Raw genomic sequence first — 15,894 nt, 5'->3', positions numbered from 1 at the left:
AAGTTTTGCTCTTTAAAAATCTGGATCAAGCTGAAAATTGAAACGACACACATGTTATGTGTGTTCGAGTCTCTCAAATTTTCGCAAACCGATGATGAATCGAAAGAAACATCTTCGGGTTGTGAGGTTAAGCGACTAAGCGTACACGGTGGATGCCCTGGCAGTCAGAGGCGATGAAGGACGTGCTAATCTGCGAAAAGCGCCGGCGAGGTGATATGAACCTTTGACCCGGCGATGTCCGAATGGGGAAACCCAGTGTGTTTCGACACACTATCGTTAACTGAATACATAGGTTAACGAGGCGAACCGGGGGAACTGAAACATCTAAGTACCCCGAGGAAAAGAAATCAACCGAGATTCCCCCAGTAGCGGCGAGCGAACGGGGAGCAGCCCGGAGTCTGAATCAGCTTGTGTGTTAGTGGAACGGTCTGGAAAGTCCGACGGTACAGGGTGATAGTCCCGTACACGAAAATGCACAGGTTGTGAACTCGAAGAGTAGGGCGGGACACGTGGTATCCTGTCTGAATATGGGGGGACCATCCTCCAAGGCTAAATACTCCTGACTGACCGATAGTGAACCAGTACCGTGAGGGAAAGGCGAAAAGAACCCCGGCGAGGGGAGTGAAAAAGAACCTGAAACCGTGTACGTACAAGCAGTGGGAGCCTACTTGTTAGGTGACTGCGTACCTTTTGTATAATGGGTCAGCGACTTATATTCTGTAGCAAGGTTAACCGTATAGGGGAGCCGAAGGGAAACCGAGTCTTAACTGGGCGTTAAGTTGCAGGGTATAGACCCGAAACCCGGTGATCTAGCCATGGGCAGGTTGAAGGTTGGGTAACACTAACTGGAGGACCGAACCGACTAATGTTGAAAAATTAGCGGATGACCTGTGGCTGGGGGTGAAAGGCCAATCAAACCGGGAGATAGCTGGTTCTCCCCGAAAGCTATTTAGGTAGCGCCTCGTGAATTCATCTTCGGGGGTAGAGCACTGTTTCGGCTAGGGGGCCATCCCGGCTTACCAACCCGATGCAAACTACGAATACCGAAGAATGTTATCACGGGAGACACACGGCGGGTGCTAACGTCCGTCGTGAAGAGGGAAACAACCCAGACCGCCAGCTAAGGTCCCAAAGTCATGGTTAAGTGGGAAACGATGTGGGAAGGCACAGACAGCCAGGATGTTGGCTTAGAAGCAGCCATCATTTAAAGAAAGCGTAATAGCTCACTGGTCGAGTCGGCCTGCGCGGAAGATGTAACGGGGCTAAACCATGCACCGAAGCTGCGGCAGCGACACTATGTGTTGTTGGGTAGGGGAGCGTTCTGTAAGCCGTTGAAGGTGGCCTGTGAGGGTTGCTGGAGGTATCAGAAGTGCGAATGCTGACATAAGTAACGATAAAGCGGGTGAAAAGCCCGCTCGCCGGAAGACCAAGGGTTCCTGTCCAACGTTAATCGGGGCAGGGTGAGTCGACCCCTAAGGCGAGGCCGAAAGGCGTAGTCGATGGGAAACAGGTTAATATTCCTGTACTTGGTGTTACTGCGAAGGGGGGACGGAGAAGGCTATGTTAGCCGGGCGACGGTTGTCCCGGTTTAAGCATGTAGGCGGAGGTTCCAGGTAAATCCGGTACCTTATTAACGCTGAGGTGTGATGACGAGGCACTACGGTGCTGAAGTAACAAATGCCCTGCTTCCAGGAAAAGCCTCTAAGCATCAGGTAACACGAAATCGTACCCCAAACCGACACAGGTGGTCAGGTAGAGAATACCAAGGCGCTTGAGAGAACTCGGGTGAAGGAACTAGGCAAAATGGTGCCGTAACTTCGGGAGAAGGCACGCTGATATGTAGGTGAAGCCCCTGCGGGTGGAGCTGAAATCAGTCGAAGATACCAGCTGGCTGCAACTGTTTATTAAAAACACAGCACTGTGCAAACACGAAAGTGGACGTATACGGTGTGACGCCTGCCCGGTGCCGGAAGGTTAATTGATGGGGTTAGCGGCAACGCGAAGCTCTTGATCGAAGCCCCGGTAAACGGCGGCCGTAACTATAACGGTCCTAAGGTAGCGAAATTCCTTGTCGGGTAAGTTCCGACCTGCACGAATGGCGTAATGATGGCCAGGCTGTCTCCACCCGAGACTCAGTGAAATTGAACTCGCTGTGAAGATGCAGTGTACCCGCGGCAAGACGGAAAGACCCCGTGAACCTTTACTATAGCTTGACACTGAACACTGGTCCTTGATGTGTAGGATAGGTGGGAGGCTTTGAAGCGTTGACGCCAGTCTGCGTGGAGCCGACCTTGAAATACCACCCTTTAATGGCTGGTGTTCTAACGTAGACCCGTGATCCGGGTTGCGGACAGTGTCTGGTGGGTAGTTTGACTGGGGCGGTCTCCTCCCAAAGAGTAACGGAGGAGCACGAAGGTTAGCTAATCCTGGTCGGACATCAGGAGGTTAGTGCAATGGCATAAGCTAGCTTGACTGCGAGAGTGACGGCTCGAGCAGGTGCGAAAGCAGGTCATAGTGATCCGGTGGTTCTGAATGGAAGGGCCATCGCTCAACGGATAAAAGGTACTCCGGGGATAACAGGCTGATACCGCCCAAGAGTTCATATCGACGGCGGTGTTTGGCACCTCGATGTCGGCTCATCACATCCTGGGGCTGAAGTAGGTCCCAAGGGTATGGCTGTTCGCCATTTAAAGTGGTACGCGAGCTGGGTTTAGAACGTCGTGAGACAGTTCGGTCCCTATCTGCCGTGGGCGCTGGAGAATTGAGGGGGGCTGCTCCTAGTACGAGAGGACCGGAGTGGACGCATCACTGGTGTTCGGGTTGTCATGCCAATGGCACTGCCCGGTAGCTAAATGCGGAAGAGATAAGTGCTGAAAGCATCTAAGCACGAAACTTGCCCCGAGATGAGTTCTCCCTGAGACTTTAAGTCTCCTGAAGGAACGTTGAAGACGACGACGTTGATAGGTCGGGTGTGTAAGCGCAGCGATGCGTTGAGCTAACCGATACTAATGAACCGTGAGGCTTAACCTTACAACGCCGAAGCTGTTTTGGCGTGAGAGAGACGATTTTCAGCCTGATACAGATAACAGAATTTGCCTGGCGGCTTTAGCGCGGTGGTCCCACCTGACCCCATGCCGAACTCAGAAGTGAAACGCCGTAGCGCCGATGGTAGTGTGGGGTCTCCCCATGTGAGAGTAGGGAACTGCCAGGCATCAAATTAAGTAGTAAGCCGGTGCATAAATCCGGTGGTTACAAGCAGTCTTCGGTGGAGCGGTAGTTCAGTCGGTTAGAATACCTGCCTGTCACGCAGGGGGTCGCGGGTTCGAGTCCCGTCCGTTCCGCCACTTATTAAGACATTAAGCCTGCCTCACTGGCAGGCTTAATGGCAAAAAACTTTAGGGGCGTAGCTCAGTTGGTAGAGCACCGGTCTCCAAAACCGGGTGTCGCGAGTTCGAGTCTCTCCGCCCCTGCCATATCGAATCCTTTGCTTCGGCAAAGGATTTTTTTTTGCCTGAAATACAACGGCACACCTGAATTTTCAGCCAGCTTCCCTGCTGGCTGATGCATCATTCCATAATATTGATTTTTAAGAGATCTTTTATCTGCGACTGCTTATCGCTGTTTTGCAGCCAAATCGCATACAGCGGGCGCGAAATGGTGGTGGAATCTATCACGGTATGTAGCCCCGCTTTAGTATCTGCCCAACGGGCTGGTAACCAGGTGCAACCCTTCAACAAGGGAAGTTGCTGACAGGCAATCTCGGCAGAACTGGTGGTTAACTGTGGAACATCATCTGGGGCTATCAATCCCGCCTCATGCTGCTGAAAATCAGGACCCCACTCCAGGCGCAAATAGGTCAGATCGGCTTTCATCATTGAAGGTTCAGAAGCATAAAGTGCCAGACCAAACTGCCCTACGATCTGGCTGCTAAATTCGTCCATCTTGGGGGCTTCGGTCGTGATAAGAAGATCAAGCTGGCGCTCATGAAGTTGCTTAACCAGGGACTGGCGTTGCGCAATTCTGGCTTCAAATTGCAAATGTTCATGAGAACGATATAGCCGGGTAAGCCACTGACTTAGCATACATTCCCACAGTGACGCGCTGGCCCCTATCGAGAACTCATTGTGCCTCGACGTATGGGCAACCTCTTTACGTGCTGCCTGCCAGGTATTCATCAACGTTTCCGCATAGGGGAGCAGTTTCTCACCGGCAGGCGTTAAACGTATGTTGTTGCGGTGGCGGGTAAAAAGATTCACACCCAGTTGATTTTCCAGCTGTCGAATACGAAAACTGACCGCTGACTGCGTCAGGTAAAGGGCTTCAGCTGCTCGCCCAAAGTGGCGTGTTCTGCTCACTTCGAGGAAAGTTTTTAGCAATTCCGTATCCACATCTTTCTCCGCAAAATAATTTGTCGTTATGATTTAAATGTTTTGTTTTACACTCTGTCAAGCGTAACTAATACTCCGCGCCATAAATAGCTCGGCCAAAGAATTAGGAGCGTGTAGGATGGCGGAAAGCTTTACGACGACTAATCGTTTTTTCGACAATAAACATTATCCGCGCGGGTTCTCTCGTCACGGCGATTTCACCATCAAAGAGGCGCAGCTGCTTGAGCGTCATGGTTATGCCTTCAACGAGCTGGATCTGGGTAAGCGTGAGCCCGCAACTGAAGATGAAAAGCAGTTTGTCTTAGTGTGCCGTGGCGAGCGTGAGCCACAGTCTGAAGCAGAACGTGTATGGATCAAGTACATGGCGCGCATTAAGCGTCCAAAACGCTTCCATACGCTCTCCGGCGGTAAGCCGCAGATGGAAGGCGCAGAAGACTACACTGAGTCTGATGACTAAGATGATGAGAAGGGGCTACGGCCCCTTTTTTACGCCAGCAACTTCTGCAGATGGAGCAGCAAACGATCGATAGCGCGGTAGCTCAGCGCCTCCTGCAAGTGTTTCCTCTGAATGTCACTACAACCCTCCACGTCAGCAATGGTTCTGGCCACTTTCAGCAAACGCTGCCACGCGCGTATAGAAAGACCAAAACGCGTCAAGGTTTCCTCCAGCCAAACCGCATCCTCTATGTTAAGAGAACAAAACTGCCGGATCCCGGCATTATCCAGCCGTGCATTCAGCCTGTTCTGACGGGCATATTGTCGCGTCTGGGCAGCAATGACCCGCTCGCGTACATCTGCTGAGCTTTCACCCGTGATGCCTTTTTGCCTGAGCAGGCCCGGCGGGGGAAGGGGGATTTCGAGGGATAAATCGAAACGGTCGAGAAACGGGCCGGATAACTTTCCCAGATAGCGCAATGTCTGCTCAGGCGTACAGCGGTTATGGTTGCCCTGATAATGACCCGTAGGGCTGGGATTCATCGCAGCGACCAGCTGAAACTGCGCGGGATAGCTTATTTTGGCTCGCGTGCGTGAGATGTGTATCTCTCCAGATTCAATGGGTTCTCTCAGGGCATCCAGGACGCGGCGCTCAAACTCAGGCAGCTCGTCGAGAAACAGAATGCCATTGTGCGCCAGTGATATTTCACCCGGCCCGGGAATAGACCCACCGCCGACCATCGCCGTCAGTGAAGCGCTATGATGAGGTGAACGAAAAGGGCGACGGCGCCACTGTTTTTGCAACGAGGTAGAACTGATAAGGCTATAAATGGCGGCACTTTCCAGCGCTTCATGATTATTGAGCGGTGGCAGCAAGCCACTCAGCCTGCTCGCCAGCATCGTTTTACCCGTACCAGGCGGGCCGATCAAAAGAAGATTGTGTCCACCTGCGGCCGTAATCTCCAGCGCCCGTTTCCCTTGCTCCTGTCCCATAATCTCGCTGAGATCCTCTGGGGTATCGGCTATAACATTGTCACACTCTTCCGGCTCGGACAGTTCATGGCGCCCTTCCAGCCAGGCGCAAACTTCCTGTAAATGCCCTGCGACAAGACACCCCTTCTCGGCGATAAGACTCACTTCTGATGCATTTTCATTCGCGACAATGATTTGCCGCCCTGCGCGTATAGCTTCCAGCGCGCCCGATATCGCACCGGGAACGCCCCTTAACGCGCCTGTGAGCGCGAGTTCTCCCACAAACTCGTACGAGCCTAGCCTGGTCGTATTAAGCTGCTCAGAGGCTGCGAGAAGCGCAATCGCGATAGGTAAATCATATCGTCCTCCCTCTTTGGGCAGATCGGCGGGAGCCAGGTTGATGGTGATCTTCTTTGCGGGGAAGGTATAACCGCTATTTATTATTGCGCTGCGAACGCGATCCCGGGCTTCTTTAACCGTCGTTTCAGGTAGCCCGACGAGCGTGAGCCCGGGTAGCCCATTACTCAGATGAACCTCTACAGAAATAAGCGGTGCCTTCACCCCGAGAGCCGCACGCGTATAAACAACTGACAGTGACATTTGCACTACCTCCTGGTACGACTATGCCAGTGCCTCTTTTGTCTGTTTAGCGTCATTTTGTGTATTTACGGCTCTTATTCAGAGATTTTAAGCGCACACTGAAATCATTACATACCCGTGGAAGACTTCTCGCAGAAGGTAAAAAGCGCCGTTTTGATGGTTAGCGCCGTCGTAAAAATATGAAAAATATTCATTCTTCAATTTCCCCATATAAAACAACGATTTTAAGAAATATGATTCGCGGCCTAACCAAATGCGTCATAAATAAATCTTGTGTTTGATTTAAAAACTGTGATACCTCTTTAGGTATTCCTTCGAACAAGATGCAAAAAGAACTGAAAATGACAGCCCTTCTACGAGTGATTAGCCTGGTCGTGATTAGCGTGGTGGTGATTATTATCCCACCGTGCGGGGCTGCACTTGGACGAGGAAAGGCTTAGAAATCAAGCCTTAACGAACTAAGACCCCCGCACCGAAAGGTCCGGGGGTTTTTTTATGACTAAAAAACGTAAACGAGGAGCAGGACATGACGACTAGCATAAAATTCTGTTTCTCCAGATTTATGACGGGGAACTAACTATGAATGGGGCACAATGGGTTGTACATGCGTTGCGCGCGCAGGGAGTCGAGACCGTATTCGGTTATCCGGGTGGCGCGATCATGCCGATTTACGATGCACTGTATGACGGCGGCGTGGAACATCTCTTGTGCCGACACGAGCAGGGGGCAGCAATGGCCGCTATCGGCTATGCCCGCGCGACGGGTAAAACTGGCGTGTGCATGGCAACGTCAGGTCCGGGCGCAACGAACCTGATTACCGGCCTGGCTGATGCACTGCTCGATTCCGTGCCCGTCGTGGCGATCACCGGTCAGGTGGCTTCCCCGTTTATCGGTACCGATGCTTTCCAGGAAGTGGACGTACTTGGTTTATCGCTGGCCTGCACCAAGCACAGCTTCCTTGTCCAGTCTCTGGATGAGCTGCCGCGCGTAATGGCCGAAGCGTTCGAAGTAGCGAGCTCGGGCCGCCCTGGCCCCGTTCTGGTGGATATCCCGAAAGATATCCAGGTTGCACTCGGCGAACTGGAACCGCACTTCTCCACCGTGGAAAGCGACGATGCGTTCCCGCATGCAGAGGTTGAAGAGGCGCGCCAGATGTTGGCGCAGGCGAAACAGCCGATGCTGTACGTCGGCGGGGGTGTCGGCATGGCGCAGGCCGTGCCTGCCCTGCGTGAATTTATCGCGGTAACGCAAATGCCTGCCACCTGCACGTTGAAAGGTCTTGGTGCGGTTGATGCAGACGACCCATACTATCTCGGCATGCTGGGGATGCACGGCACTAAAGCCGCAAACCTGGCGGTGCAAGAGTGCGATCTGCTCATCGCCGTGGGTGCGCGTTTTGACGACCGCGTTACCGGCAAACTGAATACCTTCGCGCCAAATGCCAAAGTTATCCATATGGATATCGACCCGGCGGAGATGAACAAACTGCGTCAGGCGCACGTCGCGCTGCAGGGCGATCTCAATACGCTGTTACCTGCACTGGCGCAGCCACTGGATATCAGCGCGTGGCGCCAGCACGCCGCAGAGATGCGCGCCGAACACGCCTGGCGTTACGACCATCCTGGCGATGCCATCTACGCGCCGCTGCTGCTGAAACAGTTGTCTGACCGTAAACCGGCTGATAGCGTCGTCACCACCGACGTAGGCCAGCACCAGATGTGGTCAGCCCAGCACATGACCTACACCCGTCCGGAAAACTTCATCACCTCCAGCGGCTTAGGCACCATGGGCTTTGGCCTGCCTGCCGCCGTGGGTGCGCAGGTGGCTCGCCCGAACGATACGGTTATCTGTATCTCCGGTGACGGCTCCTTCATGATGAACGTTCAGGAGCTGGGCACCGTTAAGCGCAAGCAGTTGCCGCTGAAAATCGTGTTGCTGGATAATCAGCGTTTAGGGATGGTTCGCCAGTGGCAACAGCTGTTCTTCCAGGAGCGTTACAGCGAAACCACCCTGACCGATAACCCCGATTTCCTCACCCTGGCCAGCGCCTTCGGCATTCCTGGCCAGCACATCACCCGTAAAGACCAGGTTGAAGCGGCACTCGACACCATGCTGTCAAGCGAAGGGCCGTACCTGCTTCATGTCTCAATCGACGAGCTTGAGAACGTCTGGCCGTTGGTACCGCCCGGTGCCAGTAACTCACAAATGCTGGAGAAATTATCATGATGCAACATCAGGTCGCCGTGCAGGCTCGCTTCAACCCGGAAACCTTAGAACGCGTTTTGCGTGTGGTCCGTCATCGTGGTTTTCAGATTTGCTCTATGAATATGGAGACGGCCACCGACGCGCAGAACATCAGTATCGAATTAACCGTTGCCAGCCCGCGGCCGGTCGACTTACTGTTTAGTCAGTTATCAAAACTGGTAGACGTTGCCCATGTTGCCATCTGCCAGAGCACAACCACATCACAACAAATCCGCGCTTAAGCGTGACAGGACGAAAAAATGACGACAAAAAAAGCTGATTACATTTGGTTCAATGGTGAGATGGTTCGCTGGGAGGACGCGAAGGTCCACGTCATGTCCCACGCGCTGCACTACGGCACCTCCGTCTTTGAAGGTATCCGTTGCTACGATTCTCACAAAGGGCCAGTGGTGTTCCGCCATCGCGAACACATGCAGCGTCTGCATGATTCAGCCAAAATTTATCGTTTCCCGGTTTCACAGAGCGTTGATGAGCTGATGGAAGCCTGCCGCGAAGTCATTCGCAAGAATAACCTGACCAGCGCCTACATTCGTCCACTGGTTTTCGTGGGTGATGTCGGTATGGGCGTGAACCCGCCAGCCGGTTACAACACCGATGTGATCATTGCCGCGTTCCCGTGGGGGGCTTACCTCGGAGCAGAAGCCCTGGAGCAGGGGATCGACGCAATGGTTTCTTCCTGGAACCGCGTGGCGCCAAACACCATCCCGACCGCTGCTAAAGCGGGCGGTAACTACCTTTCCTCTCTGCTGGTCGGTAGCGAAGCGCGCCGTCACGGCTATCAGGAAGGTATCGCGCTGGACGTGAATGGCTACATCTCGGAAGGCGCAGGTGAAAACCTGTTTGAAGTGAAAGATGGCATCCTGTTCACGCCGCCATTCACATCTTCCGCGCTGCCGGGTATTACCCGTGACGCCATCATCAAGCTGGCGAAAGACCTGGGTATCGAAGTGCGCGAGCAGGTGCTGTCCCGCGAATCCCTGTATCTGGCGGATGAAGTGTTCATGTCCGGTACGGCGGCTGAAATCACGCCGGTTCGTAGCGTAGACGGTATTCAGGTCGGCGAAGGCCGCTGTGGCCCGGTCACCAAACGCATCCAGCAAGCCTTCTTTGGCCTCTTTACTGGCGAAACAGAAGATAAATACGGCTGGTTGGATCAGGTTAATCACTAAATATAAATTTGGGACGGCACGCACCGTCCCATTGAATAGTCAGACGGGAGTAAATAAAGCATGCCTAAGTATCGTTCAGCCACCACCACCCACGGCCGTAACATGGCGGGTGCCCGCGCACTGTGGCGCGCCACCGGGATGACCGACGCCGATTTCGGCAAGCCAATTATCGCCGTGGTGAACTCCTTCACCCAGTTTGTGCCAGGCCATGTGCATCTGCGCGACCTCGGTAAACTGGTTGCCGAGCAAATCGAAGCTTCCGGCGGTGTGGCGAAAGAGTTCAACACCATCGCGGTGGATGACGGTATCGCAATGGGTCACGGGGGCATGCTCTATTCACTGCCGTCGCGTGAGCTGATCGCCGACTCGGTTGAGTACATGGTCAACGCCCACTGCGCCGATGCAATGGTCTGTATCTCCAACTGCGATAAAATCACCCCGGGGATGCTGATGGCCTCCCTGCGCCTGAACATTCCGGTGATCTTCGTCTCCGGCGGCCCAATGGAAGCCGGTAAAACCAAGCTGTCCGACAAAATCATCAAGCTCGACCTGGTCGATGCGATGATCCAGGGCGCGGATCCGAAAGTGTCTGACGAGCAGAGCGACCAGGTTGAACGCTCCGCGTGTCCGACCTGCGGCTCCTGTTCCGGGATGTTCACCGCCAACTCCATGAACTGTCTGACCGAAGCGCTGGGCCTGTCGCAGCCGGGTAACGGCTCGCTGCTGGCGACACACGCCGATCGTAAACAGCTGTTCCTCAACGCCGGTAAACGCATCGTTGAGCTCACCAAACGCTACTACGAACAGGATGATGCCAGTGCACTGCCGCGTAACATCGCCAGCAAAGCGGCGTTTGAAAATGCGATGACGCTGGATATCGCCATGGGCGGTTCCACCAATACCGTTCTGCACCTGCTGGCCGCCGCGCAGGAAGCCGAAATCGACTTCACCATGAGTGATATCGACAAGCTGTCCCGTAAAGTGCCGCAGCTGTGTAAAGTTGCGCCAAGCACCCAGAAATACCATATGGAAGATGTTCACCGTGCCGGTGGCGTAATCGGTATCCTGGGCGAGCTGGATCGCGCCGGGCTGCTGAATCGCGACGTGAAAAACGTGCTCGGCCTGACGCTGCCGGAGTCGCTGGACCAATACGACGTGATGCTGACCAAAGACGACGCGGTGAAAACGATGTTCCGCGCCGGTCCCGCCGGGATCCGTACCACGCAGGCGTTCTCGCAGGATTGCCGCTGGGATTCCCTGGATGACGATCGCGCCGAAGGCTGCATCCGTTCGCTGGAGCACGCCTACAGCAAGGACGGCGGTCTTGCCGTGCTGTACGGTAACTTCGCGGAAAACGGCTGCATCGTGAAAACGGCAGGCGTGGACGACAGCATCCTTAAATTCACCGGCCCGGCGAAAGTGTACGAAAGCCAGGATGAAGCGGTGGACGCCATCCTCGGTGGCAAAGTGGTAGAAGGCGACGTGGTTGTTATTCGCTATGAAGGGCCGAAAGGCGGGCCGGGCATGCAGGAAATGCTCTACCCAACCACCTTCCTGAAATCCATGGGTCTCGGCAAAGCCTGTGCGCTGATCACCGACGGCCGTTTCTCCGGCGGTACGTCCGGGCTCTCCATCGGCCACGTTTCACCGGAAGCGGCAAGCGGCGGCAACATCGCCATCATTGAAGACGGTGACCTGATCGAAATCGATATCCCGAATCGCGGCATTCAACTGAAGCTGAGCGACCAGGAAATTGCGGCCCGTCGTGAGGCACAAGAAGCGCGCGGCGATAAAGCCTGGACGCCGAAAGATCGTCAGCGTGAAGTCTCCTTCGCCCTGCGCGCCTACGCGAGCCTTGCCACCAGTGCAGATAAAGGCGCGGTGCGCGATAAATCGAAACTTGGGGGCTAATGATGGCCGAGTCACAACCCTTATCCGCCGCCCCCGAGGGGGCGGAATATCTGAGAGCGGTGCTACGCGCACCGGTCTATGAAGCCGTGCAGGTCACGCCGCTTCAGAAAATGGAAAAACTCTCTTCGCGCCTCGATAACGTGATCCTGGTGAAGCGCGAAGACCGCCAGCCGGTGCACAGCTTCAAGCTGCGTGGCGCCTACGCGATGATGGCCGGACTGACCGACGAGCAAAAAGCGCGCGGCGTCATTACCGCCTCGGCGGGCAACCATGCGCAGGGCGTGGCGTTCTCGTCTGCTCGTCTGGGGTTGAAAGCGCTAATCGTGATGCCGGTTGCTACCGCTGACATCAAAGTCGACGCGGTACGCGGTTTCGGCGGGGAAGTGCTGCTCCACGGCGCCAATTTTGACGAAGCTAAAGCCAAAGCCATTGAGCTGGCGCAGCAGCAGGGCTTCACCTGGGTGCCGCCGTTCGATCACCCGATGGTCATTGCCGGACAAGGCACGCTGGCGCTTGAACTGCTGCAGCAGGATGCCCATCTCGATCGCGTCTTCGTTCCGGTGGGCGGCGGCGGGTTAGCGGCGGGTGTGGCCGTGCTGATCAAACAGCTGATGCCGCAGATCAAAGTCATCGCTGTTGAAGCGGAGGACTCTGCCTGCCTGAAAGCGGCGCTGGATGCCGGGCATCCGGTGGATCTGCCGCGCGTTGGTCTGTTTGCCGAGGGCGTGGCGGTAAAACGCATTGGCGATGAAACCTTCCGTCTCTGCCAGGAATACCTCGACGATATCGTCACGGTTGATAGCGATGCTATCTGCGCGGCAATGAAAGATCTGTTTGAGGATGTGCGTGCGGTCGCGGAGCCGTCCGGCGCGCTGGCCCTGGCGGGGATGAAAAAATACATCGCGCAGCACAACATCCGCGGCGAGCGCCTGGCGCATGTGCTTTCCGGCGCCAACGTGAACTTCCACGGCCTGCGCTACGTGTCCGAGCGCTGCGAGCTGGGTGAACAGCGTGAAGCATTGCTGGCGGTGACTATTCCGGAAGAGAAGGGGAGCTTCCTGAAGTTCTGCCAGCTGCTGGGCGGTCGTTCGGTGACGGAGTTCAACTACCGTTTCGCCGATGCCAAAGATGCCTGCATTTTCGTCGGCGTGCGTCTGAGCCGTGGCGTCGAGGAGCGTAAAGAGATCCTTAACCTCCTGCATGACGGTGGTTACAGCGTGGTGGACCTTTCAGACGACGAAATGGCGAAGCTGCACGTGCGCTATATGGTCGGCGGGCGTCCCTCGAAGCCGCTCAGGGAACGCCTGTTCAGCTTCGAATTCCCGGAATCACCGGGCGCGTTGCTCAAATTCCTGCACACGCTGGGCACGCACTGGAACATCTCCCTGTTCCATTACCGCAGCCACGGCACCGACTACGGCCGCGTGCTGGCGGCGTTTGAACTGGGTGAGCACGAGCCGGATTTTGAAACACGGCTGAACGAACTGGGCTATGAGTGTCACGACGAAACCCACAACCCCGCCTTCCGTTTCTTCCTGGCAGGATAAGCGGAGCGCAACCCGACTTCAATGGTTGGGCAATATCTTCCAGAACGCATCAATAAGCGGCTCATGCAGCCGCTTTTTTTGTGCGCACACGCCAAGCTCAAACGGCGTTTTCTCATCGCTGCGATCCAGAATCATCACGCGATTGCGCACCGGTTCCGGGCTATTTTCCAGCACCACTTCCGGCAATAGCGCCACGCCGCAGCCGAGCGCCACCATCGACACCATCGCCTCATGACCGCTGACCGTGGCGTAAATCAACGGGTTACTGATTTTTTGTCGGCGGAACCACAGCTCAATGCGACGGCGCACTGGCCCCTGGTCGGCCATGATAAACGGCACCGTGGACCAGTCCGGTTTTTCTACCGATACCTGGTTTCGCACCGGGCAGGGCAGCGCCGGGGCAATCAGTACCACCGCCAGATTTTCGAGCATTGAAAACGCTACCGCACCCGGGAGCGTTTCGGGTTTCCCTGCAATGGCGAGATCTGCTTCGCCCGTCACCACTTTTTCCATCGCGTCGGCGGCGTCGCCCGTGGTCAGCTTAATTTCAACCGATGGATGTGCCGCGCGGAAGCGATCAAGAATGGGCGGCAGATGGCTGTAGGCGGCAGTGACGGAGCAGAAAATATGCAGCTCGCCGGACAGCGACGGCCCCTGCTGGTCAATGGCGTGCCGTAGCTGCTGATACTGCAGCAACGTCTGCTGGGCAAAAAGGCGCAGTTCTTCACCCGCTTCCGTGAGCGTGACGGTGCGGTTATCGCGCACAAACAGCGGCTGGCCGAGGTCTTCCTCAAGGCGCTGTATCTGGCGCGAGAGCGTGGAGGGGCTGACGTGCATCGCCCGTGCGCTGCGGCCAAAGTGACGGCTTTCCGCCAGATGCAGAAACATTTTCAGATCGCGTAAATCCACCGATTCCACTCCCTCTTTTTATATTGCAAAAATTGCAATATGACGTTGTGAATATATCAATTTCCGCAATAAATTTCCTGTTGTAATGTGGTTCTATTCTCGCTGAAACGCGAACCGAACAATAAGACACACAACATCACGAGGTATCACCCATGGCTAACTACTTTAATACACTGAACTTGCGCCAGCAGCTGGCGCAGCTGGGCAAATGCCGCTTCATGGCGCGCGATGAATTTGCCGATGGCGCGAGCTACCTTCAGGGTAAAAAAGTGGTCATCGTCGGCTGTGGCGCACAGGGTCTGAACCAGGGCCTGAACATGCGTGACTCCGGTCTGGATATCTCTTATGCCCTGCGTAAAGAAGCGATTGCTGAAAAGCGTGCTTCCTGGCGTAAAGCGACCGAAAACGGCTTCAAAGTGGGCACCTACGAAGAGCTGATCCCGCAGGCGGATCTGGTGGTTAACCTGACCCCGGACAAACAGCACTCTGACGTGGTGCGTTCCGTACAGCCGCTGATGAAAGACGGCGCTGCGCTGGGTTACTCCCACGGCTTCAACATCGTTGAAGTGGGCGAGCAGATCCGCAAAGACATCACCGTAGTGATGGTGGCACCGAAGTGCCCGGGTACGGAAGTACGCGAAGAGTACAAACGTGGCTTCGGCGTACCGACCCTGATCGCGGTTCACCCGGAAAACGATCCGAAAGGCGAAGGCATGGCGATTGCCAAAGCATGGGCAGCGGCGACCGGCGGCCACCGTGCGGGTGTGCTGGAATCGTCCTTCGTTGCCGAAGTGAAATCTGACCTGATGGGCGAGCAGACCATTCTGTGCGGTATGCTGCAGGCCGGTTCTCTGCTGTGCTTCGACAAGCTGGTGGAAGAAGGCACCGACCCGGCCTACGCGGAAAAACTGATCCAGTTCGGCTGGGAAACCATCACCGAAGCGCTGAAGCAGGGCGGTATTACGCTGATGATGGACCGTCTGTCCAACCCGGCAAAACTGCGTGCTTACGCTCTGTCTGAACAGCTGAAAACCATCATGGCACCGCTGTTCCAGAAACATATGGACGACATCATCTCCGGCGAATTCTCTTCCGGCATGATGGCGGACTGGGCGAACGACGATAAGAAACTGCTGACCTGGCGTGAAGAGACCGGCAAAACCGCGTTCGAAACGGCACCACAGTTTGAAGGCAAAATTGGCGAGCAGGAGTACTTCGATAAAGGCGTACTGATGATCGCCATGGTGAAGGCGGGTGTTGAGCTGGCGTTCGAAACCATGGTGGATTCAGGCATCATCGAAGAGTCTGCCTACTACGAATCTCTGCACGAACTGCCGCTGATCGCGAACACCATCGCCCGTAAGCGTCTGTACGAAATGAACGTGGTTATCTCAGATACCGCTGAATACGGTAACTACCTGTTCTCTTACGCCTGCGTACCGCTGCTGAAAGAGTTCATGACCACCCTGCAACCGGGCGATCTGGGCAAAGCGATTGCGGAAGGTGCGGTAGACAACGCGCAGCTGCGCGATGTGAATGAAGCGATTCGCAGCCACCAGATCGAGAAAGTGGGTCACAAACTGCGTGGCTACATGACTGATATGAAGCGTATCGCGGTAGCGGGTTAACAACCTTGTCGGGTGGCGCTTCGCTTACCCGACCTACAAACACGTAAAATGTAGGCCGGGTAAGGCGCAG

The 15,894-nt window shown here is 55.3% G+C and carries 12 protein-coding genes, 2 tRNA genes and 2 rRNA genes; 13 read left to right on the top strand and 3 right to left on the bottom strand.

Annotated features, from left to right (window positions below; genetic code table 11):
- Window positions 1-125: 125 nt before the first annotated feature.
- The 4 genes from ACMGGM_RS12685 to ACMGGM_RS12670 all read left to right on the top strand — a co-directional run bounded on the left by ACMGGM_RS12685 (window position 126) and on the right by ACMGGM_RS12670 (window position 3,473).
- A 23S ribosomal RNA gene (locus tag ACMGGM_RS12685) occupies window positions 126-3,030 on the top strand.
- Window positions 3,031-3,095: 65 nt separating this feature from the next.
- A 5S ribosomal RNA gene (rrf, locus tag ACMGGM_RS12680) occupies window positions 3,096-3,211 on the top strand.
- Between the two features lie 56 nt (window positions 3,212-3,267).
- Window positions 3,268-3,344 (top strand) — tRNA-Asp (locus ACMGGM_RS12675).
- A 53-nt stretch (window positions 3,345-3,397) separates the two neighbouring features.
- Window positions 3,398-3,473: transfer RNA gene (locus ACMGGM_RS12670), tRNA-Trp, on the top strand.
- Window positions 3,474-3,566: 93 nt separating this feature from the next.
- Here the strand turns inward: ACMGGM_RS12670 and hdfR are convergent.
- Window positions 3,567-4,388 carry an HTH-type transcriptional regulator HdfR gene (gene hdfR / locus ACMGGM_RS12665; RefSeq protein ID WP_014885681.1) on the bottom strand — a complete coding sequence of 274 codons (822 nt, stop codon included), beginning with the start codon at window positions 4,386-4,388 and terminating at the stop codon, window positions 3,567-3,569.
- A 118-nt stretch (window positions 4,389-4,506) separates the two neighbouring features.
- On the opposite strand from hdfR, the gene ACMGGM_RS12660 reads away from it, so the two are divergent.
- Window positions 4,507-4,845: a DUF413 domain-containing protein gene (locus ACMGGM_RS12660; protein WP_014885680.1), complete on the top strand. Its 339-nt coding sequence runs from the start codon at window positions 4,507-4,509 to the stop codon at window positions 4,843-4,845.
- Window positions 4,846-4,874: 29 nt separating this feature from the next.
- On the opposite strand, the gene ACMGGM_RS12655 is transcribed toward ACMGGM_RS12660, so the two are convergent.
- The gene (locus ACMGGM_RS12655) at window positions 4,875-6,395 is read right to left on the bottom strand and encodes a YifB family Mg chelatase-like AAA ATPase (protein ID WP_045135410.1); all 1,521 of its coding nucleotides are present in this window, start codon (window positions 6,393-6,395) and stop codon (window positions 4,875-4,877) included.
- A gap of 341 nt (window positions 6,396-6,736) precedes the next feature.
- On the opposite strand from ACMGGM_RS12655, the gene ilvL reads away from it, so the two are divergent.
- The 7 genes from ilvL to ilvA all read left to right on the top strand — a co-directional run bounded on the left by ilvL (window position 6,737) and on the right by ilvA (window position 13,287).
- A complete protein-coding gene (gene ilvL / locus ACMGGM_RS12650; RefSeq protein ID WP_001311244.1) occupies window positions 6,737-6,835 on the top strand; it encodes an ilv operon leader peptide in 99 nt (32 codons plus the stop codon).
- An 86-nt stretch (window positions 6,836-6,921) separates the two neighbouring features.
- Window positions 6,922-6,972, top strand: a complete 51-nt coding sequence (ilvX, locus tag ACMGGM_RS12645; RefSeq protein ID WP_201405605.1) for a peptide IlvX — start codon at window positions 6,922-6,924, stop codon at window positions 6,970-6,972.
- Between the two features lie 2 nt (window positions 6,973-6,974).
- A complete protein-coding gene (gene ilvG / locus ACMGGM_RS12640) occupies window positions 6,975-8,621 on the top strand; it encodes an acetolactate synthase 2 catalytic subunit (RefSeq protein ID WP_045135411.1) in 1,647 nt (548 codons plus the stop codon).
- Entirely contained in the window at window positions 8,618-8,881 is a 264-nt protein-coding gene (gene ilvM / locus ACMGGM_RS12635) for an acetolactate synthase 2 small subunit (RefSeq protein ID WP_003860184.1), read from the top strand. The genes ilvG and ilvM overlap by 4 nt, the downstream gene beginning before the upstream one ends.
- Window positions 8,882-8,899: 18 nt before the next feature.
- Window positions 8,900-9,829 carry a branched-chain-amino-acid transaminase gene (ilvE, locus tag ACMGGM_RS12630; RefSeq protein WP_014885677.1) on the top strand — a complete coding sequence of 310 codons (930 nt, stop codon included), beginning with the start codon at window positions 8,900-8,902 and terminating at the stop codon, window positions 9,827-9,829.
- A 60-nt stretch (window positions 9,830-9,889) separates the two neighbouring features.
- Window positions 9,890-11,740 (top strand): dihydroxy-acid dehydratase, encoded by a 1,851-nt coding sequence (gene ilvD, locus ACMGGM_RS12625; RefSeq protein ID WP_014885676.1) that lies wholly within the window; start codon window positions 9,890-9,892, stop codon window positions 11,738-11,740.
- Window positions 11,741-11,742: 2 nt separating this feature from the next.
- Entirely contained in the window at window positions 11,743-13,287 is a 1,545-nt protein-coding gene (gene ilvA, locus ACMGGM_RS12620; RefSeq protein ID WP_014885675.1) for a threonine ammonia-lyase, biosynthetic, read from the top strand.
- Between the two features lie 18 nt (window positions 13,288-13,305).
- Here the strand turns inward: ilvA and ilvY are convergent, their stop codons facing one another.
- Window positions 13,306-14,196, bottom strand: coding sequence for an HTH-type transcriptional activator IlvY (gene ilvY, locus ACMGGM_RS12615; protein ID WP_014885674.1), 891 nt, complete (start codon window positions 14,194-14,196; stop codon window positions 13,306-13,308).
- A gap of 152 nt (window positions 14,197-14,348) precedes the next feature.
- Here ilvY and ilvC point away from each other — a divergent pair, with 152 nt between their 5' ends.
- On the top strand, window positions 14,349-15,824 hold the full coding sequence (gene ilvC / locus ACMGGM_RS12610; protein ID WP_045135412.1) for a ketol-acid reductoisomerase: 1,476 nt from the start codon (window positions 14,349-14,351) through the stop codon (window positions 15,822-15,824).
- The last annotated feature ends 70 nt before the right edge of the window (window positions 15,825-15,894 follow it).

The organism is Enterobacter sp. BNK-14 (genome assembly GCF_047456095.1).
Lineage (GTDB): Bacteria > Pseudomonadota > Gammaproteobacteria > Enterobacterales > Enterobacteriaceae > Enterobacter > Enterobacter kobei.
Note: the sequence above shows the minus strand (reverse complement) of the source record. Positions and strands in the feature narration are given on the sequence as shown.